The sequence below is a fragment of the Klebsiella sp. 141162 genome, from assembly GCF_050600755.1.
Taxonomy (GTDB): Bacteria; Pseudomonadota; Gammaproteobacteria; order Enterobacterales; family Enterobacteriaceae; genus Klebsiella; species Klebsiella aerogenes.
The window spans coordinates 206,026-227,698 of sequence record NZ_JAQIRI010000003.1 but is presented as its reverse complement, the minus strand read 5'-3'; the positions used below and the strand labels follow the sequence as shown (position 1 = coordinate 227,698).

Below are 21,673 nucleotides of genomic sequence, written 5' to 3'. Positions count from 1 at the left end.
AATGCGATGAAAAGAAAACTTTCCTTGATTTGTGCAGTGGCGGTGGGAATGAGCAGCTGGTACCCCTTCGCAACATTTTCGGCTCCGGCGGCGACGCCGAATGCCGCGGTGGTCGATGCTCCCGTCACAACGGGGGCGGCCCAGCCAGCGCCGGTGATTATCGATGGCCAGCCGACGGCGGCGGTTATCGAACCTGCCGCGCCGGTGGTGGTGGCGGACAACATTCCCTCTCGCGACGTGAAGCTGACTTTTGCGCAAATCGCACCGCCGCCGGGGAGTATGGTGCTACGCGGTTCGCACCCAGAGGGCGCCGTGGAATTCGGCATGCGCAGTGATGAAGTGGTCGCCAAAGCGCTGCTCAATCTTGACTACACGCCTTCGCCATCGCTGCTGCCGGTGCAGTCGCAGCTGAAGGTTTATCTCAACGACGAGCTGATGGGCGTACTGCCGGTCACCAAAGAGCAACTGGGTAAAAAAGTGAGCGCCCAGATCCCCGTCGATCCACTGTATATCACCGATTTTAACCGCGTGCGGCTGGAGTTTGTCGGCCACTATCGCGACGTTTGCGAAAACCCGGCCAGCAGTACGCTGTGGCTCGATATCGGCCGTGAGAGCTCGCTGGATTTAACCTATCAGTCGCTGCAGGTACGTAACGACCTGTCCCACTTCCCGGTACCGTTCTACGACTCGCGCGACAACCGTCCGCTGACGTTGCCGATGGTTTTTGCTGCTGCGCCTGACGTCAAACAGCAGCAGGCGGCGGCGATTGTCGCCTCCTGGTTTGGCAGCAAGGCCGGCTGGCGCGGTCAGCAGTTCCCGGTCCACTTCAATGAGATACCGGAACGCAACGCTATCATCTTCGCCACCAACGATAAGCGTCCGGACTTCCTGCGCGACCATCCGCCGGTGAAAGCGCCGACCATCGAAATGGTCAACCACCCGAGCAACCCGTACGTCAAGCTGCTGGTGATCTTCGGTCGCAACGATCAAGACCTGCTGGTGGCGGCGAAGGGTATTGCCCAGGGAAATATTCTGTTCCGCGGCGATAGCGTGGTAGTGGATGGCGTGAAAGAGTTGAAGGCGCGCCAGCCGTATGACGCGCCGAACTGGGTCCGTACCGACAGACCGGTGACTTTCGGCGAGCTGAAAACCTATGAGCAGCAGCTGCAATCAAGCGGCCTGGTGCCAGATTCGATTAACCTGGCGCTGAACCTACCGCCGGATCTATACCTGCTTCGCGCCAACGGCATCGATATGGATCTGAAATATCGCTATACCATGCCGCCTATCAAAGACAGCTCGCGGATGGATATCAGCCTTAACGATCAGTTCCTGCAGTCGTTTAGCCTCAATAGCTCGCAGGATGTGAATAAGCTAATTTTACGCCTGCCGGTGCTGCAGGGGCTGTTGGATGGCCAGAACCAGGTGACCATACCCGCGCTGCGTCTCGGTGCGATGAACCAGCTGCGCTTCGATTTTCAGTACATGAACCCGATGCCCGGCGGCAACATCGATAACTGTATTACCTTCCAGCCGGTGCAGAACCACGTGGTGATCGGCGATGACTCCACCATCGACTTTTCGAAGTATTACCACTTCCTGGCGATGCCGGATTTGCGCGTCTTCGCTAATGCCGGTTTCCCGTATACCCGCATGGCCGATCTTTCTCAGACGCTAATCGTGGTGCCGAAAACGCCTGATGCGGGTCAGGTTGAGACGCTGCTGCAGGCGGTAGGCGGCATCGGCGCGCAGACCGGGCTGGCGGCTATCAACGTGCAGATGACCGACGACGGCAACCAGATTAAGGGCAAAGATGCCGATCTGATGCTGATTGGCGCTATTCCGCCGTCGCTGAAAGACGATACCAAAATCAATCTACTGGTCGAGGCGACCAAAAGCTGGGTGAAAACGCCGATGCGTCATTATGACCTGGCCAGCATCTATCCGGATGATGACGCGCGCACGCCGCATACGCGAACCGACATCACCTCTTCCGGGCCGATGGCGGCCATTATTGGCTTCCAGTCGCCGTACAACGATCAGCGCAGCGTGATCGCCCTGATGGCCGATAGCCCACGCGGTAACGAGCTGCTCACAAACGCCTTAAATGACAGCGGTAAACGGGCGGCGATGTTCGGTTCGGTGGCGGTGATTCGTGAATCCGGCGTCAATAGCCTGCGGGTTGGCGATATCTATTATGTCGGCCACCTGCCGTGGTTCGAGCGCATCTGGTTTGCGCTCTCCAGCCATCCGATACTATTGGCGATTCTGGCGGCCGTCAGCATTGTGCTGCTGGCGTGGGTGCTGTGGCGCATGCTGCGTATTCTCAGCCGTCGCCGTCTTGATCCTGATGATGAGTAATTGCTGATGAACGCATTTCGTGGGGTACTTCTCTCGGTTTTAATGCTGGCGGCGGGGCAGGTGAGCGCCGCCTGCCAGTGGCCCGCCTGGGAGCAGTTTAAAAAAGCGTATGTCAGCGCCGAAGGACGAGTCATCGACCCCAGCGATGCGCGCAAAATCACTACCTCCGAAGGGCAAAGCTATGCGTTGTTCTTCGCCCTGGCGGCCAACGATCGTCAGGGCTTCGATAAGCTATTTCAGTGGACGCAGAACAACCTGGCGCAGGGCGATCTGCGCGCCCATCTGCCGGGATGGCTATGGGGGAAAAAGAGCGAGGATGAATGGACGGTGCTGGACACCAATTCGGCATCGGATTCTGATTTGTGGATTGCCTGGGCGCTGTTGGAAGCCGGACGCCTGTGGAAGGTTGATAACTATACTGAGGTAGGAAAAGCGCTGCTGGCGCGGATTGCCGATGAAGAAGTCGCTGATGTTCCGGGACTGGGGCCGTCGGTACTGCCGGGGAAAGTCGGTTTCGCGGACGACAAGGGCTGGCGCTTTAATCCAAGCTATCTGCCGCCGCAGCTCGCCACCTACTTTACCCGCTTTGGCGCGCCGTGGCCGAAGATCCGCGACAGCAATCTGCGGCTGCTGCTGGAAACGGCGCCGAAAGGCTTCTCGCCGGACTGGGTGCGCTATGAGAAAGGCAGCGGCTGGCAGCTGAAAACCGATAAGCCGATTATTGGTAGCTATGACGCTATTCGCGTCTATCTGTGGGTCGGGATGCTCAATAACGCCGATAAACAAAAAGCGCCGCTGTTGGCGCGTTTCAAACCGATGGCGACTCAGACGATCAAACAGGGATTGCCGCCGGAAAAAACCAATATCGCCAGCGGGAAAACGACTGGCGAGGGTCCGGTTGGTTTCTCTGCTTCCATTTTGCCGTTTTTACAAGATGAGGACGCCCGCGCGCTACAGCGCCAACGGGTCGCCGATCATTATCCCGACGCGGATGCCTACTATAGCGCGGTGCTGACGCTGTTCGGCCAGGGGTGGGATCAACATCGTTTTCGTTTCGCCGCAGGTGGCGAATTACAACCTGACTGGAACCAGGAATGCGCAAGTTCTCACTAAGCTTCATCACGCTGTCTGTCGGTCTCGCACTACTGCCGCTGGCGCAGGCGGCGAATACCCCTGCGCAGCAGCATCTGCTGGAACAAGTGCGTCTCGGCGAGGCAAGCAGCCGTGAAGACCTGGTACGTCAGTCGCTTTATCGACTGGAATTGATCGACCCGAATAACCCGGATTATCTCGCCGCGCGGGCTCGCTACCTCCTGCGTCAGGGCGACACCGCCGGCGCGCAAAAGCAGCTCGATCTGCTGGCGAAACTGGCCCCTGACTCAGCGGCATTGAAAGCGACGCGCAGCGAGATCGATCTCAGCGGAGGCAAAGGACAGCAAGAGCTGCAGCAGGCGCGCCTGCTCGGCGTGGCCGGAAAGGTCGATGAAGCCATCGCCGCCTATGAAAAGCTCTTCGGCGGCGTCCCGACGGATACCGAAGCGGCTATCGAATACTGGACGCTGGTGGCGCGATTGCCCGCTCGCCATAGTGAAGGCGTTAGCCAGCTAAAAAAACTCAATGCCAGTACCCCGGATAACGTCACTCTGCTGACCTCGCTGGCGAAGCAGATGTTTTCAGATAACAAGCAGCAGGAAGGCTTCGCCTATCTGGAACAGATGGCGCGTTCGGCTTCAGGTCGCGGTATCGCGGCAGATATGTGGCTCGGCGAAATTAAAACTATGCCGGTCAGCAGCGGCAGCGTTCAGGCATTACAGCGATTCCTGCTCTTGTTCCCCGCCGGATCCGCCGCCGCTAATGCCCGGCTGCTGCTGGCGCAGCAACAAACTCAACTGAAAGATCCGACCTTCCGCGCTAAAAGCGAAGGACTGGCGGCGGTGAAATCCGGCAATGCGGCGCAGGCGGTGGCCGATCTGCAGCAGGCGGTACGCGCCGATGCCCGCGATAGCGATGCCGTCGGCGCGCTGGGCGCCGCTTACTCACAGCGCGGCGACCGGGCGCGGGCGGTGGCGCAGCTCAATAAAGCGATCGCGATGGATCCGAAAAGCCCGAATCGCGATAAGTGGGACAGTCTGCTGAAGACCAACCGCTATTGGCTGTTGATTAAACAGGGTGATAACGCGCTGAAAGCAGGCCAACTGGCGCAGGCGCAAAACGCCTACGCCCAGGCGCAGCGGGTGGATAACACCGACAGCTACGCGGTACTGGGGTTAGGCGATGTCGCCGCGGCGCGCAAAGATGACGCCGCCGCCGAGCGCTACTATCGACAGGCGCTGCGGATGGATCGCGGCAATAACCTCGCGGTACGCGGTCTGGCGAATGTTTATCGCCGTGAGTCGCCTGAAAAAGCCAGCGCCTATATTGCCAGCCTATCCGCTAGTCAGCGGCGCAGTATTGATGATATCGAACGCAGTCTCACCAACGATCGGCTGGAAAAACAGGCTGAAGCGCTGGAAAGCCAGGGCAGTTGGGCGCAGGCCGCGGAGGTGCAGCGGCGGCGTCTGGCGTTGGATCCCGAAAGCGTGTGGATAACCTATCGGCTGGCGAAAGATCTGGTCAGCGCCGGCCAGCGGCCGGAAGCGGACGCGCTGATGCGTAACATGGCCAACCGCAAGCCGGGCGATGCCGAACGGGTTTACGCCTACGGGCTCTATCTGTCCGGTAATAATCAGGATGATGCGGCGCTGGCGCAAATTAACGCGCTGCCGCGCGGACAGTGGACCGATAATATCCGTGAACTGGAAGGGCGTCTGCAAAGCGACAAAGTGATGCGCGAGGCCAACCAACTTCGCGATAGCGGGCAGGAAGCGCAGGCTATTGCCTTGATTAAACGGCAGCCGGAATCGGTACGCTACGATCTGGCATTGGCGGATTGGGCGCAGCAGCGCGGCGATAGCGCAGAGGCGATAGCCCAGTACCATCGGGTGCTGAGCCAGCAGGCTGATAATGGCGATGCGCGCCTGGGATTGGCGGAAGTCTATCTTGCCGAGGGCGATAAAAATGCCGCCCGCGCGCAGGTCGCGCAGTTGAAGGATGCGGATACGGAATCGATCAACATGCAGCGCCGGGTAGCGCTGGCCCGCGCCGGATTTGACGATACCGCGGGCGCGCAACAAATATTCGACCGCATCGTGCCGCAGGCGAAAAGCCAGCCGCCGTCGATGGAAAGCGCGCTGGTGCTGCGTGATGCCGCGCGCTTCCAGACGCAAAGCGATCAACCACAGCAGGCCCTGGAAAGCTATAAAGACGCGATGGTAGCCTCTGGTGTGACCCGCGTTCGCCCGCAGGATAATGACGCCTTTACCCGCCTGACCCGCAACGATAGCCAGGATGACTGGCTGAAGCGCGGGATCCGCAGCGACGCCGCCGATCTTTATCGGCAGCAGGATCTTAACGTTACCCTTGAGCACGACTACTGGGGATCGAGCGGCACCGGCGGTTATTCAGACCTCAAAGCGCACACCACCATGCTGCAGGTGGACGCGCCGCTGTATGACGGACGGATGTTCTTCCGTACCGATGTGGTGAATATGAACGCCGGGACGTTTTCCACCAATAGCGACGGCGGCTACTCGCCGAGCTGGGGGACCTGCGGCGAAATTAGCTGCTATGGCGGTAGCAAAAATCAGAGCGACGGCGGCGCCAGCGTGGCGGTCGGCTGGAAGAACGACACCTGGAGCGGCGATATCGGCACCACGCCGATGGGCTTTAACGTGGTCGATGTCGTGGGGGGACTGAGTTATAGCGGCGATGCCGGGCCGGTCGGCTATACCGTCAACGTCCACCGGCGGCCCATTTCCAGCTCGCTGCTCTCCTTCGGCGGGCAAAAAGATAACCCTAACGACGGCCACACCGGTACTACCTGGGGCGGGGTACGCGCCGCCGGCGGCGGTATCAGCCTGAGCTACGATAAAGGCGAGGCGAACGGCATCTGGTCATCGTTGGGTGCGGACCAACTCACCGGCAAAAACGTCGAGGACAACTGGCGCGTGCGCTGGATGACCGGTTACTACTATAAAGCGATCAATGAAAATAATCGCCGGGTGACCGTCGGCCTGACCAATATGATCTGGCACTACGACAAAGACCTCAGCGGCTACACGCTGGGTCAGGGCGGTTACTACAGCCCGCAGGAGTATCTCTCTTTCTCGGTGCCGGTCATCTGGCGTCAGCGTACCGAAAACTGGTCATGGGAACTCGGCGGTTCGGTGTCATGGTCCCATTCGCGCACGCAAACTCAGGCGCGCTATCCGTTGCTGAATTTGATTCCGTCGCAGTATCGCTACGAGGCCAGCCAGCTAAAAGAAGAGGGCGGCAGCAGCCAGGGCTTCGGTTATACCGCACGGGCGCTGGTGGAACGGCGAGTTACCGGCAACTGGTTTGTCGGCGCGGCGGTGGATATTCAGCAGGCCAAAGATTACACGCCGAGCCACGCGCTGCTGTACGTGCGCTATTCCGCTTCCGGTTGGCAGGGCGACATGGATATGCCGCCGCAGCCGTTGGTGCCTTATGCGGATTGGTAGCAGATTAGCCTGATTTCTACGGCTAATCGCCAATCCACCCCGCTGTTCGCGTATACTCGCCGTACCTCGCCCGCCGCTTTCGGGAAGAACCCGTCTTGCGGGCGAGAGCGAACAATTTGCGTATATAATCAGCCTGAAAACGACCGGTAGTGATGGATCTCGCCGGATAGTCGTTCAGTTTCAGTGGAGAACACAGTTGCGCGTCAGCCGCTCACTTACAATTAAACAGATGGCGATGGTCGCGAGCGTGTCCATGGCGTTTGTCCTGGTCTTTTGTTCCATTTTACTGTTTCACTTTGTGCAACAGAGTCGCTATACCACGGCCACGCAATTAGAAAGTATCGCCCGTTCCGTTCGCGAACCGCTGTCGGCGGCAATTTTGAAAGCCGACATTCCCGAAGCGGAAGCCATTCTGGGCCGCATTCAGCCTGCTGGCATCGTCAGCCGGGCGGATGTGGTGCTACCGAATCAATTCCAGGCGCTGCGGATGCGCTTTATTCCCGAACGCCCGGTGCCGGTGATGATCACTCGCCTGTTTGAACTGCCGGTGCAGATATCTCTGCCAATCTACTCGCTGGAACGTCCGGCTAACCCGCAGCCGCTGGCTTATCTGGTGCTGCAGGCGGATTCCTATCGCATGTACAAATTCGTCATGAGCGCGCTTGCGACGTTAGTGACTACTTACTTACTTTTGGTGCTGGTTTTAACGGTAGCGCTCACCTGGTGCATCAACCGACTGATTGTTCGCCCGCTGCGCGCCATCGCTCGCGAGCTCAACGATATTCCGCCTCAGGATCGTCTCGGGCATCAACTGAGCCTACCGCGACTGCACCAGGACGATGAAATCGGCATGCTGGTGCGCTGCTACAACCGCAATCAGCAGTCCTTGTTGCGCCAGCATGATGAGCTATCGCTGCAATCGACCCGTTTTCCGGTGTCTGAGCTCCCCAACAAAGCCTTTCTGATGGCGATGCTGGAGCAGACCGCGACCCGTCCGCAGCCTTCGGCGCTGCTGGTGGTGGCGTGTGAAACCCTGCAAGATGCCGCGGGCGTCCTGAAAGAGAGCCAGCGCGAGATGCTGCTCTTAACGCTGGTCGAGAAACTAAAAGCGGTTATCCCGGCCAATATGGTACTGGCGCAGGTGAGCGGTTACGATTTCGCCATTTACGCGCCCGGACTTAGCGAGCCTTGGGAAGCGGTGTCGCTAAGTAAGCGAGTGCTCACTTCTATTAGCGAGCGATTGCCGCTGCACGGTGTCCAGCTGCGCCCTTGCGCCAGCGTTGGCATCGCGATGTTTAATAGCGAGCTGAATGCCGAGCAGTTCTATCGCCGTGCGGTTTCCGCCGCGGTGACGGCGCGGCGTAAGGGTAAAAATCAGATCGAGTTCTTTGACCCTGAGCAGATGGAAAAAGCCCAGCGCCGGTTAATGGAAGAGCATGACATCCTCACCGCGCTCGATAATCAGCAGTTCGCCATCTGGTTCCAGCCGCAGGTGGATATTGCCAGCGGCGATATTTGCGGTGCGGAAGTTCTGCTGCGTCAGCGACAGGCCGATGGCAGCTGGTCGCTACCGTGCGATCTGATCGAGCGTATTGAAAACTGCGGGTTGATGGTGCCGGTAGGTTATTGGGTAATGGAAGAAGCCTGCCGTCAACTGGCAGCCTGGCAGCAACAAGGGATCATGCTGCCGCTGTCGGTGAACGTCTCTCTCCTGCAACTGCTGCATCCCGAGCGCGGCGTTGAGCTACTGGCGCTCATTGAACGCTACCGTATCGCCCCGGGCACGCTGGTGCTGGAGGTGACGGAAAGCCGCCGTCTTGACGATCCGCAGGCGGTGATTGCCCTGCTGCGCCCGCTGCGCGACGCCGGTACGCGCATTGCGCTGGATGATTTCGGCATGGGTTATGCCGGGTTGCGCCAGCTGCAACATATGAAATCGCTGCCGGTGGATATCCTGAAAATCGACAAGGCGTTTATTGATATGGTGCCGGATGATACCAGCATGGTCCCGGCGATAATTCAGCTCGCACGCGGGCTCAAGCTGCGGATTGTCGCTGAGGGCGTCGAAAAAGAAGAACAGCTGAAATGGTTGCAAGCGGCGGGGGTGGACATCGCTCAGGGTTACCTGTTTGGTTGCGCCTTACCGCTGGAAAGCTTTATGCAGCGCTTCCTGCACGCTGAAAAGGATGATGCAAGTTTGTAACATTTTTAGTTGTTTGTGCGAGTCAGCTCAAATATTTTAACAATTCCGTTGCAACTTCGCGGTTACTTATTTCTGAAATGTTTCCAGGGTGTTATTTTTAAGCCACAGACACAGATAACCTTTCATTGTCTGTGGTTATTCCCAAAGGACACCCTATGAAACTCTCTCTCTTCAAAAGCCTCTATGTCCAGGTTTTATCGGCCATAGCCATCGGTATTTTGCTGGGCCATTTCTACCCGGAACTTGGCGCGCAGATGAAACCGTTCGGCGACGCCTTCGTAAAACTGATTAAAATGGTCATTGCTCCGGTTATCTTCTGTACCGTTGTGACAGGGATTGCCGGAATGGAAAGCATGAAGGCCGTCGGTCGTACCGGTGCGGTGGCGTTACTCTACTTTGAAGTGGTGAGTACCATTGCGTTGATTATCGGTCTTATCATTGTCAACGTGGTGCAACCCGGCGCGGGCATGAACGTCGATCCGGCGACGCTGGACGCGCATGCGGTGGCGGTCTACGCCGAGCAGGCTAAAGATCAGGGTGTTGTCGCCTTCTTACTCGATATTATCCCGGGCAGCGTGATTGGCGCTTTCGCCAGCGGTAATATTTTGCAGGTACTGATGTTTGCCGTCCTGTTTGGCTTTGCGCTGCATCGTTTAGGTAGCAAAGGCCAGCTGATTTTCAACGTCATTGAAAGCTTCTCGCAGGTCATTTTCGGCATCATTAACATGATTATGCGCCTGGCGCCGATCGGTGCTTTCGGGGCCATGGCATTTACCATCGGTAAATACGGCGTCGGTACTCTGGTACAGCTGGGCCAACTGATCATCTGCTTCTACATCACCTGTATTCTGTTCGTGGTGCTGGTGCTGGGTTCTATCGCGCGGGCCACCGGCTTTAGCATCTTCAAGTTCATTCGCTATATCCGCGAAGAGCTGCTGATTGTGCTGGGTACTTCCTCTTCGGAGTCCGCGCTGCCGCGAATGCTGGATAAGATGGAGAAGTTGGGTTGCCGCAAATCGGTGGTGGGGCTGGTAATACCGACCGGCTACTCCTTTAACCTCGACGGTACCTCCATCTACCTGACGATGGCGGCGGTGTTCATCGCCCAGGCCACCAATAGCCATATGGATATCTTCCATCAGATTACCTTGCTGGTGGTGCTGCTGCTCTCTTCGAAAGGGGCGGCGGGCGTTACCGGTAGCGGATTTATCGTACTGGCGGCAACCATCTCCGCGGTGGGGCATCTGCCGGTGGCGGGTCTGGCGCTGATTCTCGGTATCGACCGCTTTATGTCGGAAGCGCGCGCGTTGACCAACCTGGTGGGTAACGGCGTGGCGACCGTGGTCGTCGCGAAATGGGTGAAAGAACTCGATGCCAAACAGCTCGATGATGTGTTGAATAACCGCGTTCCCGCGGACAAATCACAAGAATTATCCTCGTAATTCCTCATGTTATGCCCATGAACTATGGGCTCCTGCGCAAAATTAGGTATCATTCCCCTTCTGGGGGAATGATACCTCATGATTATTTTACGTCTTCATGTGACATTTTCGCCTTCGCGTGGTCTAACCGACGTATTTGATTCACCACCTTTTTCGGCAATCCGACGATGGGTTGCCTATGTAACCAGGAATGTTCATCAGGGGTTCACATGCAGGGCACAAAAATTCGACTCTTAACCGGTGGTTTGCTGATGATAGCGACGGCCGGTTCTGTGCAGGCAGAAGCGCTCCAGCCGGACCCGGCCTGGCAACAGGGGACTTTGGCGAACGGTTTTTCGTGGCAGGTACTGGCCACGCCGCAGCGTCCTAGCGATCGCGTCGAAGTCCGCCTGGCTGTGAATATTGGCTCGCTGAGCGAAAGCACTCAGCAGAGCGGCTTCAGTCATTTCATTCCGCGCCTGGCGCTGACCCAAAGCGGCAGCCTCCCGACGATGCAGGCGCGTTCGCTGTGGCAGCAGAGTATTGACCCGAAGCGTCCTCTGCCGCCGGCGATCGTTTCGTACGATTTCACCTTGTTTAATCTGAGCCTGCCGAACAACCGCAACGACCTGCTTAAAGAGGCGTTGAACTGGCTGGCGGATGCTAACGGTAAGTTGAGCATCACCCAGCAAGCGGTCAATCATGCGCTGCAGGGCAGCGATATGGTGGCGACCTGGCCGCTGGATACTCAGGAAGGCTGGTGGCGCTATCGCCTGAAGGGCTCGACGATGCTCGGCCACGATCCGGCGGCGCCGTTGAAACAACCGGTTGATATTAAACAGCTGAAAGAATTTTATCAGAAATGGTACACCCCGGACGCGATGACGCTGATTGTCGTCGGCAACGTCGATAGCCGCAGCGTCGCGGAGCAAATCAACAAAATCTTCGGCGAACTGAAAGGTAAACGCGAGACGCCGGCGGCGGTGCCAACGCTGTCACCTCTGCCGGCTACGCCGGTCAGCATCATGACCGATGCCGTGCGTCAGGATAAGCTGTCGATCATGTGGGATTCCCCATGGCAGCCGATCCGCGATTCCGCCGCGCTGCAGCGCTACTGGCGCGATGACCTGGCTCGGGAAGCGCTGTTCTGGCATGTGCAGCAGAACCTGAGCAAAAGCAACGTAAAAGATATCGGCCTCGGTTTTGATTGCCGCGTGCTGTACCAGCGCGCCCAGTGCGCAATCAATATCGACTCGCCGGGCGAACGCCTGAACGCCAACCTGAGCGCGGTATCGCGCGAGCTGGCGAAGGTGCGCGACAACGGCCTGCCGCAGGAAGAGTTTGATGCGCTGATTGCGCAGAAAAACCTCGAACTGCAAAAGCTGTTCGCTACCTATGCGCGCACGGATACCGATATTCTGATTAGCCAACGCATGCGTTCGCTGCAAAATCAGGTGGTGGATATCGCGCCGGAGCAGTATCAGAAACTGCGCCAGGAGTTCCTCAATTCACTGACGGTCGACATGTTGAACCAGTATCTGCGCCAGCAGTTATCGCAGGATATGGCGCTGGTGCTGCAGCAGCCGAAAGGCGAGCCGGAGTACAACATGAAGGATCTGAAAGCGACGTGGGAAAAACTGATGGCGCCAGCGCCCGCTGCGGCGGTGAGCGCCACGCCGGATGCGGCTGATGCGCATAATGAGGCGACGGATATTCCTCCAGCGCAGTAACACAGGAAGCGGGTGCGGATCCGCTTTTGCGCCGGATGGCGGCTACGCCTTATCCGGCCTACGGTTCGTGCCATTGCGAGCTGGAGTTGTTAACTCTACCTCTGTCCCCATGGCTACTGAAACTGCCGCGGTTGGTGGCCTCAAAATCCCCGGTGGCGCTACCGCTTACCGGGGCTACAGCACTGTACGATTTGGTAGCCCTGCTAAGCGCAGCGCAAGCAGGGGGAATCGGAGCTTAGTCCGGCATCGCTTCGCGCGGGATAATCGCCCCGCGATACTGGATAACCGTGCTGGCGGTGAGGTGTCCGCGTTTCGCCGCGGATTCCGCGTCGCCGCCGGTCAGGCGCACCGCCAGATAGCCGGCGCTGAACGAATCGCCCGCCGCGGTGGTATCCACCACTTTCTCTTTCGCCAGCTTCACCGCGGGCACCTCCAGCAGCGGCTGGCCGGCAATCGCCACCAGACAGGAGTCGGCGCCGCGCTTCACCACCACCTCTTCGACGCCAGCGGCGTGGGTACGGGCGATAACCTCGGCAACCGGTACCGCTCCCCACAGCGCATCCTCATCATCCAGCGTCAGAAAAGCGATATCGGTACATTCCAGCATTTGCTGGTACACCTGGCGAGTCTCTTGCTGGCTGGCCCACAGGCGCGGACGGTAGTTGTTATCGAAAATCACTTTCCCGCCGTTAGCGCGGCATTCGCGCAGCAGCGTGAGCAGCTTTTCCCGGCTGGACGGGCTGAGGATGGCGAGGCTGATACCGCTCAGATAAAGGTAATCAAAGGTCGCCAGCTCTTCACAGATGGCGTCCGCGCGCTCGCTTTCGAGCCAGAATTTGGCCGCCGCTTCGTTGCGCCAGTAGTAGAAGGTGCGCTCGCCGGTCTCGTCCGTTTCAATGTAGTAGAGGCCAGGCAGGCGGTCAGCCATGCGCTGAATCAGATCGGTTTTTACCTGCTCGCCCTGCCAGGATTCCAGCATCTGCTGGCTGAAGGTGTCGGTGCCCAGCGCGGTCACGTAGTGCACGCTAAGGGCATCCGCGCTGGTCTGGCGCGCGATGTAGACCGATGTGTTTAAGGTGTCGCCACCGAAACCGCGATTCACCGCCGCGTTTTTCTCTGACAGTTCAATCATGCATTCGCCAATCACGGCAATTTTCTTAGACATAGTGCTGACCTGAAATTGAATCGAAATTAGCGGTAGTTTGCGCTGGGCACCCGGCAGGGTCAATCATATTAAAACATCGTTCCATTATTTTTTGACCTGACGCGCAAAATGTGACGAAAAGCGCATTTGGCGGATGAATCTCCGCTCTTCAACTATAGTGAGGAGTGACGAGACGCAAAAGGAGCGGAGAGGGGATGACCAGAACCCGTAAAACGATTGCTATTATCTCGGGAACGATTGTGCTGTTAATCGTTCTTTTTTTCATCGTGTTGGCGACCTTTGACTGGAACCGGCTCAAGCCGACGATCAATCAGAAAGTCTCCGCCGAACTCAATCGGCCATTCGCCATTCGCGGCGACCTTGGCGTGGTGTGGGAGCGACAGCCCGAGGAGCGCGGCTGGCGCAGCTGGATCCCGTGGCCGCACGTGCATGCCGAAGATATCGTGTTGGGTAACCCACCCGACATTCCGCAAGTGACGATGGTGCATCTGCCGCGCGTGGAAGCGACGCTGGCCCCGCTGGCGCTGCTGAGCAAAACGGTCTATTTGCCGTGGATTAAGCTCGAACAGCCTGACGTCCGGCTGATAAGGCTGACGGAAAACAGCAATAACTGGACCTTTAAATTAGCTTCTGACCCGGCACCCGAAAAAGCCAACCCGCCATCGGCCTGGTCTTTCCGCCTTGATAATATTCTCTTCGACCGCGGTAACATCGCCATTGACGATAAGGTAACCCGCAGCGATATCGCGATCGTGGTCGATCCGCTCGGCAAAGCGCTGCCGTTTAGCGAAGTTACCGGTGCGGGCGACAAAGCGCAGGCGAAAAAAGCCGGCGACTATATCTTTGGCCTGTCGGTGAAGGGGCGCTATAAAGGCCAGCCGCTGAGCGGCAGCGGCAAAATTGGCGGCATGCTGGCGCTGCGTAGCGATAGTACGCCGTTCCCGCTACAAGGGGATTTTCACTCTGGTAATACCCGGATTGCGTTTAGCGGCACGGTCAGCGATCCGCTTAACGTCGGCGGGCTCGATCTGCGGCTGAAATTCGCCGGCGACTCGCTGCGCGACCTCTACGATCTGACCGGCGTTCTGCTGCCGGAAACGCCGTCCTTTTCCACCGATGGCCGCCTGCGCGCCGACTTTAAGCACAAAAACGGCATGCGTTTTGCCTATCGCGACTTTAACGGCCGGATTGGCGACAGCGATATCCACGGTTCGTTGACCTATACCACCGGCAAACCGCGACCGAAGCTCACCGGCGATCTGGAGTCTAAACAGCTGCGGCTGGCGGACCTCGGCCCGCTGATTGGCGTTGATTCCGGCGGCGGGGCGAAGAAATCCTCATCACGTAAAGCGGGCGATGCCGTACAGCCGGCGGGGAAAGTCCTGCCGGCCGATCGCTTTGAGACGGATAAATGGCAGGTGATGGACGCCGATGTGCGCTTCAAGGGGCGGCGAATCGAACACGGCGGTACTCTGCCCATCAGCGACCTGGCGACCCATATTATTCTTGAACGCGGCGACCTGCGCCTGCAGCCGGTGCGCTTTGGCCTGGCCAACGGTTCGATTGCCGGCAGCGTGCATCTGCAGGGCGATAAAAAACCGCTACAGGGCGAGGCCAATCTTCAGGCGCGGCGGCTTAAGCTTAAGGCGCTGATGCCGAACGTCGAGATGATGCAGAAAACGCTCGGTGAGATGAGCGGCGATGTGCAACTGCGCGGCAGCGGTAACTCGGTGGCGGCGCTGCTTGGCAACAGCAACGGCAACCTTAAGCTGCTGATGAATGATGGTCTGATTAGCCGCAACCTGATGGAAATTCTCGGCTTAAATGTCGGTAATTTTATCATCGGGCAGATTTTCGGCGATGAGGAGGTTCGGGTGAACTGTGCGGCGGCTAATATCGATGTGGTCAACGGCGTGGCGCGACCGCAAATTTTCGCCTTCGATACCGAGAACGCGTTGATTAACGTGACCGGCACCGCCAGCTTTGCCTCTGAACAGCTGGATCTGACCGTTGACCCGGAAAGTAAGGGCCTGCGGGTGATTACCCTGCGCTCGCCGCTGTACGTGCGCGGCACATTTAAATCGCCGGATGCCGGGGTGAAAGCCGGGCCGCTGATTGCCCGCGGCGCGGTGGCGGCAGCGTTGGCGACGTTGGTTACGCCGGCGGCCGCTTTACTGGCGCTGATCTCGCCGGCGGAAGGCGAGGCGAATCAGTGCCGGACGATTTTGTCACAGATGAAAAAGTAAGGATGGGATGAGTGATGGCCCTGACGGCAACAGCGTCAGGGCCTGCAGCTTACAGCGATTGATGGCGGGTTTCGTGGGTCAACAGCAGGGCGATAAGCGTCAGCGCCGCCATCGCCGCCAGGTAGATACCGACAGCCGGCAGGCCGTAATTGCCCTGCAGCCAGGCGGCAATATACGGTGCGACCGACGCGCCAAGGATCGACGACACGTTATAGGAGAAAGAGGCGCCGGTATAACGTACTTCCGTCGGGAACAGCTCCGGCAGCAGCGCGCCCATCGGGCCGAAGGTCAGCCCCATCAGGCTGAGGCCCAGCAGCAGGAAGGCGAAGACCAGCAGCGGGTTGCCGGAACCGAGCAGCGGTTTAAAGGCGAACAGCGCGAACAGAATAATCATCGTGGTGATGATGATCATGCTCTTACGACGGCCAAAGGCATCCGCCAGCAGGCCCGCCACCGGCACCATCACGCCAAAACCAATGACCGCCATCATCAGCATCCACAGCACTTCGTTACGCGGCAAACCTAAACCAATCGGCGCGGCAGCGGTACTGAAGGTCATGGAGTAAACGGTCATGATATAGAACAGGGTATAGGTCGCCAGCATGATGAAGGTGCCGAGCACGGTCACGCGTACGTGCTTAGTCAGCAGCGTACCCAGCGGGATTTTGACCTGTTTTTTCGCCGCCGCCACTTTGGCGAACACCGGGGTTTCATGCAGCGACACGCGAACATACAGACCGATAATGACCAGTACCGCAGAGAAGATGAACGGCACGCGCCAGCCCCATTCCATAAACTGCTGGTCGCTCAACAGCCACGACAGCAGCAGGAAGGTGCCGTTGGCGAAGAAGAAGCCGATTGGCGCCCCCAGTTGCGGGAAGGAGCCATATAGCGCGCGTTTGCGCGGCGGAGCGTTTTCCGTCGCCAGCAGCGCCGCGCCGCCCCATTCGCCGCCCAGGCCGAGACCCTGACCAAAGCGCGCCAGCGCCAGCAGCATCGGCGCCAGAATGCCAATGCTTTCATAGCCCGGCAGCAGGCCGATGACCACGGTGGATATCCCCATGGTCAGCAGCGAGGCGACGAGTGTGACCTTCCGGCCTACACGGTCGCCGAAGTGGCCGAATAGCGCTGAGCCAATCGGGCGCGCGACAAAGGCGATGGCGAACGTCGCCAGCGACTGGAGCGTCGCGGCGGCGGCATCACCCTGTGGGAAAAAGATATGGGGGAAGACGATAACCGCGGCGGTGGCGTAAATATAGAAGTCGAAGAACTCAATGGCGGTGCCGATGAGCGAGGCGACGACGACTTTATTACGCGAGTTAACCGGCGTGGCGTCTTGCGCGTTGTCGATAGTAGTGGCTGTGGCTTGCATAGATCTTTCTTATTTTTGAGCGAACGAAAAGCCATATAGCCACAGCAAAAGAGACATTTCAATCTGTAACAAAACTCGCCATTGCGCAAAAAACAGGCAAAAAGCGGATAATTTTCGCCCTGAGAAAATATCTTCTATGAAATGCTTCACATAATTAAAATATTAGAGAATAAAACCAGTTTTAGGTTAAATAAAAGTTACGCACTGGATTTATCTGCTGAAATGATAGGTCGGGCTGAATTTTGCGTCTTTATTCAGCCCGATAATGACTTTAATCGTGGGTTTTCCCCGGCATCCGCTTATCGTCTTTATACTCTGCGGTCGCAATCCACGCGGCGCAGAAGAGGGTCAGACGGGCGAAGAAGTAGAAGAAGGCCATCAGCCCCAGTACCGAGCCAAAGGCGGCGCCGGATGGGGATTTCACCAGCGCCGGCAGCGTCCAGGTCATCACGATTTTGATAATCTCAAAGCCAATCGCCGCAATTAGCGTACCGCGGAACAGCGCTTTGCGGCGTGGACGGTGGCGCGGCAATCGCCAGAAGATCCAGAAAAACAGCAGATAGTTAGCGAAGATGGAAATCGCCAGGCCAATCAGGCGCCATGCGGGTTTAAGCCATTCAATATAATCGAGATACAGCGCGGAGATGATCATCTGCTGCGCGGATCCGGCGACGGAGGTAATCGACAGGGTGATCACCAGCGCGACCAGCAGGCCAATCAGCGAGATCAGATCGCGGAAGTATTTTACCCAGATTTTTTCCTGATCCTGCGGCGTACGTTCCCACACGTCGCGCGACTGGGCTCGAATCGCTTCACGCAGGTTGCCCATCCAGTTAATACCGGAGTAGAGCGCGACCAACAGGCCGACCAGCCCGACGGCGGTACGCTGCTGCACGGCGGTGTTGATGGTGTTTTTAAGCGTTGCCGCCAGCGTCGGGTCGCTGACGTTCTGCAGAATTTTATCGAAGATGTCCTGCAGCAGGGTCGGATGCCAGGCCAGTACGAAACCGGCGGCGGCGAACGAGACCATCAGAATCGGGATCATCGACAAGAATGAGAAATAGGTAATGGCCGCGCCAAACTGATTGCCAAGCCTGTCATTGAAGCGCTCGGCGGCGCGCAGCAGGTGGGCTATCACCGGATTTCGTTGGACTTTCGCCGCTGTTCCGGTGACCGTTTTCAGCGCCTGGTTAGCTTTCTGCCCAACGGCGGAATCGTTGATGGCGGCGAGCGTACTTTTGTTTTTCTCCGGCAGCTGGTCCGTTTCCTGTGGCGGCTGGCGATCGTCGTTTTCCGGCGTCATAAGTGATTTCTTCCTTTCTTTACAGCGATATTCAGCCAAAAGTATACCTTAAACGACGCATCTTGCAGGCGCCCATCGGCCCGACGGGTGTTGACGACCCGCGCCGATTAATCGACATAACCTTTCATCAATCCGCCCAGCCACTCCATAAAGAGATGTACGCGGCGGGAGAGATTACGCCGATGTGGATAGATAATCGACACCGGCATCGGTTCGGCGCGGTACTGCGGCAGGATCTCAACCAGCTCGCCGGTACGCAGCGGTTCGCGTACCGCAATGCGCGGAACCTGAATAATGCCGAGCCCGGCCTGACAGGCGGCCTGGTAGGTTTCGGTGCTATTGACGGTCAACACGCCGCCGATTTTGACCCAGCGCACGACGCCGTCGCTGACGACCTCAAAACCTGACTGCCGCGCGCCGAAGTTGCTGGCATAGTGGATCAGGGCATGATCCGCCAGATCGTCGAGGCTTTCCGGGTAGCCGAAGCGCGCCAGATAATGCGGACTGGCGCAGTTAATTTGCGTGAGCTTGCCGAGCGGGCGGGCGATGAGTCCCGAGTCTTTAAGCGTACCCACCCGGATCACGCAGTCGAAACCTTCGCGCACCACATCGACCAGCCGGTCACTACTGCTCAGTTCGACTTCAATACCGGGATACTGTTGTAAAAACGCGGGAAGTTTCGGGATGACCAGTTTTTTGGCGACGCTGATCGGCATATCGACACGCAGGCGGCCACTGATGCTCGACGGATCGCCCTGAAACATACCATCCAGCTCTTCGATATTGCTTAACAGGTCTTTGGCGCGTTCGTAATAGACCATGCCGTCCTGAGTCAGCTGCACCCGGCGGGTGGTGCGGTGGAGCAGGCGGGCGCCGAGATGGCTTTCCAGCGCCTGGATCTGTCGCGATACGCTACCTTTGGGCAACCCAAGGGTATCGGCGGCGCGAGAGAAACTCTCCAGCTCCGCGACGCGGATGAAGAGTTGCATTGCGTGAATTTTATCCATACTTACTGCCTATTGTTGTTAATACTGAAACAGTAAAACGTAATTTAGCCCATTTATTGTTACTGCGTCTGCTAATAAGCTCTTTATTCACACACACGTAATGACGAAGAGGTTTCTGATGACACAACGTATCGCTTTAGTGACCGGCGGCAGCCGCGGTCTGGGAAAAAACGCGGCGCTGAAGCTGGCGGCCAAGGGAACCGATATTATTCTGACCTACCACAGTAACCAGCAGGCGGCGCTGGAAGTGGTGGGCGAAATTGAGCAAACAGGCGCGAAAGCAGCAGCATTACCGCTTAACGTCGGCGATAGCGCCAGTTTTGCTGGCTTTACGCAACAGTTGACGCAATGTCTGAAGGAGAAGTGGCAGCGCGATAGCTTCGATTATTTATTGAACAATGCCGGCATCGGGTTGACTGCGCCGTTTAGCGAGACCAGCGAAGCGCAGTTTGACGAGCTGATGAGCATCCACTTTAAGGGACCGTTCTTCCTTACCCAGCAGCTGCTGCCTTTGATTAAAGATGGCGGGCGCATTCTGAACGTCTCCAGCGGGCTGGCGCGTTTTGCGCTGCCGGGCTATTCCGCTTATGCGGCGATGAAAGGCGCGATGGAGGTATTAACCCGTTATCAGGCCAAAGAGCTCGGCGCGCGCGGGATATCGGTCAATATTATCGCTCCCGGGGCAATTGAAACCGACTTTGGCGGCGGTGCGGTGCGTGATAATGCCCAGCTTAACCAGCATATTGCCGCCCAGACGGCGCTGGGACGCGTCGGTCTGCCGGATGATATCGGCGATGCTATCGCCGCGTTGCTGAGCGACGAGCTTGGCTGGATGAACGCTCAGCGCATTGAGGTTTCCGGCGGAATGTTTTTGTAATGAGAACGCCCTGCGCATAATAGCGTAGGGCGCCTTCATATTGTGCGTTTTATTATTCCGTAACACTCTTTTTCCTCATGCATATCGCTGATTTTTCGCGAGTGGATTACACTGGCGGAAATAATATTATTTTCCGCTTAGCTGTCCGTTTAATTAAGGAATTCCTTACATCAAATGTAATAAATATTATGAATGGGTAATCGTTCCGCGCTGGCGTGTAACTATTCATCTTCATGATGTTTATATCATCTACTCCATCGGTAAAATGGCTTAGGTCATACGGCGAGTTCTTATTTTTGTCGGCTGATATTACCCTTCCCCCACTTTTTAAGGGGTATTTTTTCGATGGAGAGCAGTCCATGCAAGTAATCATGTTTGACAGGCAGTCAATATTTATTCATGGAATGAAGGTCGGCTTACAACAACGTATTCCTGAAATTAATATTCATAGCACCTGTCAGGCAGAACAGCTGTGGCAACTGCTCACGGCTCATCCGCAGGCGCTTCTTATCCTTGATGGCGACCTGAATAGTGAATTTTGTTGCTGGTTGCTCCAGGAGAAGCAGCAGCGTTTTCCGCATGCCAAAGTATTATTAGTGGTTTCGGATGATAATAAAAGCTGGCTGCAACGAGCGCTGGCGTGGAACGTGCGCGCCATTGCCCAACGTGAGGATAGCGCCGATATGTTTGCCCAGATCATTAATAGCATCATGTTGGGTATGATGTGTCTGCCTGGCACCTGGTTAATGACTTCGGCGGAGCGCGGGAAACACGCTGTGCATTTAAGTCGTCGCCAGCAGGAAATTTTAAAACTGCTGGCGGAAGGCAGCTCTAATAAGGAAATTAGCCGTACGTTAAATATCAGCGCCGGGACCGTGAAAGCGCATCTTGAGTCGTTATATCGGCGGCTGGATGTGAAAAATCGGACCCAGGCGGCGATGGCATTTAATAGCGTCGGTGAAAATTAACTGGTCTGAGAAAACCACTCGCACTCCTGCAGGCGGAAGGCGTTATCGCGGTCAATTTTCCGCCATATCGCCAGCGCCTGCGTTATGTTGTGGCTGTTAAGTGAACGCAAAATAGCCTCCAACTCCGGTTGGGCGCTGCCATCTAAACTGAATACCAGCGCCAGCAGGGCATCGCACTGCGGCTGAGTCAGTTCCACGACTAACCTTCGCTGTAATATCTGTTGGCACCGCAGCAGGTCTAGCGTCAATAGCATCATCGCCAGTTCGGCGGTGATGGGCGTCTCTTTCTCATCTTCACCGATAGCGTGGCCGTAGCCGACCCGCCATTGCCCAAATTTGTCCTGATACGGCAGTAGCGCCAGCCCTTGCGTCTGCTGGATAAAACGCAGCCCCGGCAGGCTTAACGTGGTGACGGTCATGATCTTTTCCTCTGTGGTTGG

General features: G+C 57.3%; 14 protein-coding genes. 9 read left to right on the top strand and 5 right to left on the bottom strand.

Annotated features, from left to right (window positions below):
* Positions 1 to 6: 6 nt before the first annotated feature.
* The 6 genes from bcsB (at position 7) to PGR23_RS12230 (ending at position 12,295) form a co-directional block, all read left to right on the top strand.
* Positions 7 to 2,361 carry a cellulose biosynthesis cyclic di-GMP-binding regulatory protein BcsB gene (bcsB, locus tag PGR23_RS12255; RefSeq protein ID WP_396279321.1) on the top strand — a complete coding sequence of 785 codons (2,355 nt, stop codon included), beginning with the start codon at positions 7 to 9 and terminating at the stop codon, positions 2,359 to 2,361.
* 6 nt (positions 2,362 to 2,367) lie between these two features.
* On the top strand, positions 2,368 to 3,474 hold the full coding sequence (gene bcsZ, locus PGR23_RS12250) for a cellulose synthase complex periplasmic endoglucanase BcsZ (RefSeq protein ID WP_396279322.1): 1,107 nt from the start codon (positions 2,368 to 2,370) through the stop codon (positions 3,472 to 3,474).
* Positions 3,456 to 6,941 carry a cellulose synthase complex outer membrane protein BcsC gene (gene bcsC, locus PGR23_RS12245; protein ID WP_396279323.1) on the top strand — a complete coding sequence of 1,162 codons (3,486 nt, stop codon included), beginning with the start codon at positions 3,456 to 3,458 and terminating at the stop codon, positions 6,939 to 6,941. The genes bcsZ and bcsC overlap by 19 nt, the downstream gene beginning before the upstream one ends.
* Positions 6,942 to 7,137: 196 nt before the next feature.
* Positions 7,138 to 9,144, top strand: a complete 2,007-nt coding sequence (hmsP, locus tag PGR23_RS12240) for a biofilm formation regulator HmsP (protein WP_047047804.1) — start codon at positions 7,138 to 7,140, stop codon at positions 9,142 to 9,144.
* Between the two features lie 155 nt (positions 9,145 to 9,299).
* Positions 9,300 to 10,586 carry a dicarboxylate/amino acid:cation symporter gene (locus PGR23_RS12235; RefSeq protein ID WP_015369244.1) on the top strand — a complete coding sequence of 429 codons (1,287 nt, stop codon included), beginning with the start codon at positions 9,300 to 9,302 and terminating at the stop codon, positions 10,584 to 10,586.
* 209 nt (positions 10,587 to 10,795) lie between these two features.
* The gene (locus PGR23_RS12230) at positions 10,796 to 12,295 is read left to right on the top strand and encodes a M16 family metallopeptidase (protein WP_045390815.1); all 1,500 of its coding nucleotides are present in this window, start codon (positions 10,796 to 10,798) and stop codon (positions 12,293 to 12,295) included.
* 235 nt (positions 12,296 to 12,530) lie between these two features.
* Here PGR23_RS12230 and PGR23_RS12225 read toward each other — a convergent pair whose 3' ends face one another.
* On the bottom strand, positions 12,531 to 13,460 hold the full coding sequence (locus tag PGR23_RS12225; RefSeq protein ID WP_045397203.1) for a sugar kinase: 930 nt from the start codon (positions 13,458 to 13,460) through the stop codon (positions 12,531 to 12,533).
* 194 nt (positions 13,461 to 13,654) lie between these two features.
* On the opposite strand from PGR23_RS12225, the gene PGR23_RS12220 reads away from it, so the two are divergent.
* Entirely contained in the window at positions 13,655 to 15,706 is a 2,052-nt protein-coding gene (locus tag PGR23_RS12220; RefSeq protein WP_396279324.1) for an AsmA family protein, read from the top strand.
* A gap of 49 nt (positions 15,707 to 15,755) precedes the next feature.
* Here the strand turns inward: PGR23_RS12220 and PGR23_RS12215 are convergent, their stop codons facing one another.
* From PGR23_RS12215 to PGR23_RS12205, 3 genes are all read right to left on the bottom strand, one after another.
* Positions 15,756 to 17,078, bottom strand: coding sequence for an MFS transporter (locus PGR23_RS12215; protein WP_045397190.1), 1,323 nt, complete (start codon positions 17,076 to 17,078; stop codon positions 15,756 to 15,758).
* Between the two features lie 271 nt (positions 17,079 to 17,349).
* Positions 17,350 to 18,381 carry an inner membrane protein YhjD gene (gene yhjD, locus PGR23_RS12210; RefSeq protein ID WP_045397187.1) on the bottom strand — a complete coding sequence of 344 codons (1,032 nt, stop codon included), beginning with the start codon at positions 18,379 to 18,381 and terminating at the stop codon, positions 17,350 to 17,352.
* Between the two features lie 107 nt (positions 18,382 to 18,488).
* On the bottom strand, positions 18,489 to 19,388 hold the full coding sequence (locus PGR23_RS12205) for a LysR family transcriptional regulator (protein ID WP_047047817.1): 900 nt from the start codon (positions 19,386 to 19,388) through the stop codon (positions 18,489 to 18,491).
* A gap of 118 nt (positions 19,389 to 19,506) precedes the next feature.
* On the opposite strand from PGR23_RS12205, the gene PGR23_RS12200 reads away from it, so the two are divergent.
* Positions 19,507 to 20,265, top strand: a complete 759-nt coding sequence (locus PGR23_RS12200; protein ID WP_063415741.1) for an SDR family NAD(P)-dependent oxidoreductase — start codon at positions 19,507 to 19,509, stop codon at positions 20,263 to 20,265.
* 359 nt (positions 20,266 to 20,624) lie between these two features.
* Entirely contained in the window at positions 20,625 to 21,233 is a 609-nt protein-coding gene (locus PGR23_RS12195; RefSeq protein ID WP_015703753.1) for a helix-turn-helix transcriptional regulator, read from the top strand.
* Here PGR23_RS12195 and PGR23_RS12190 read toward each other — a convergent pair.
* Positions 21,230 to 21,652, bottom strand: coding sequence for a glycoside hydrolase family protein (locus PGR23_RS12190; protein WP_047047822.1), 423 nt, complete (start codon positions 21,650 to 21,652; stop codon positions 21,230 to 21,232). The two genes, PGR23_RS12195 and PGR23_RS12190, sit on opposite strands and share 4 nt — an antisense overlap.
* Positions 21,653 to 21,673 lie beyond the last annotated feature (21 nt).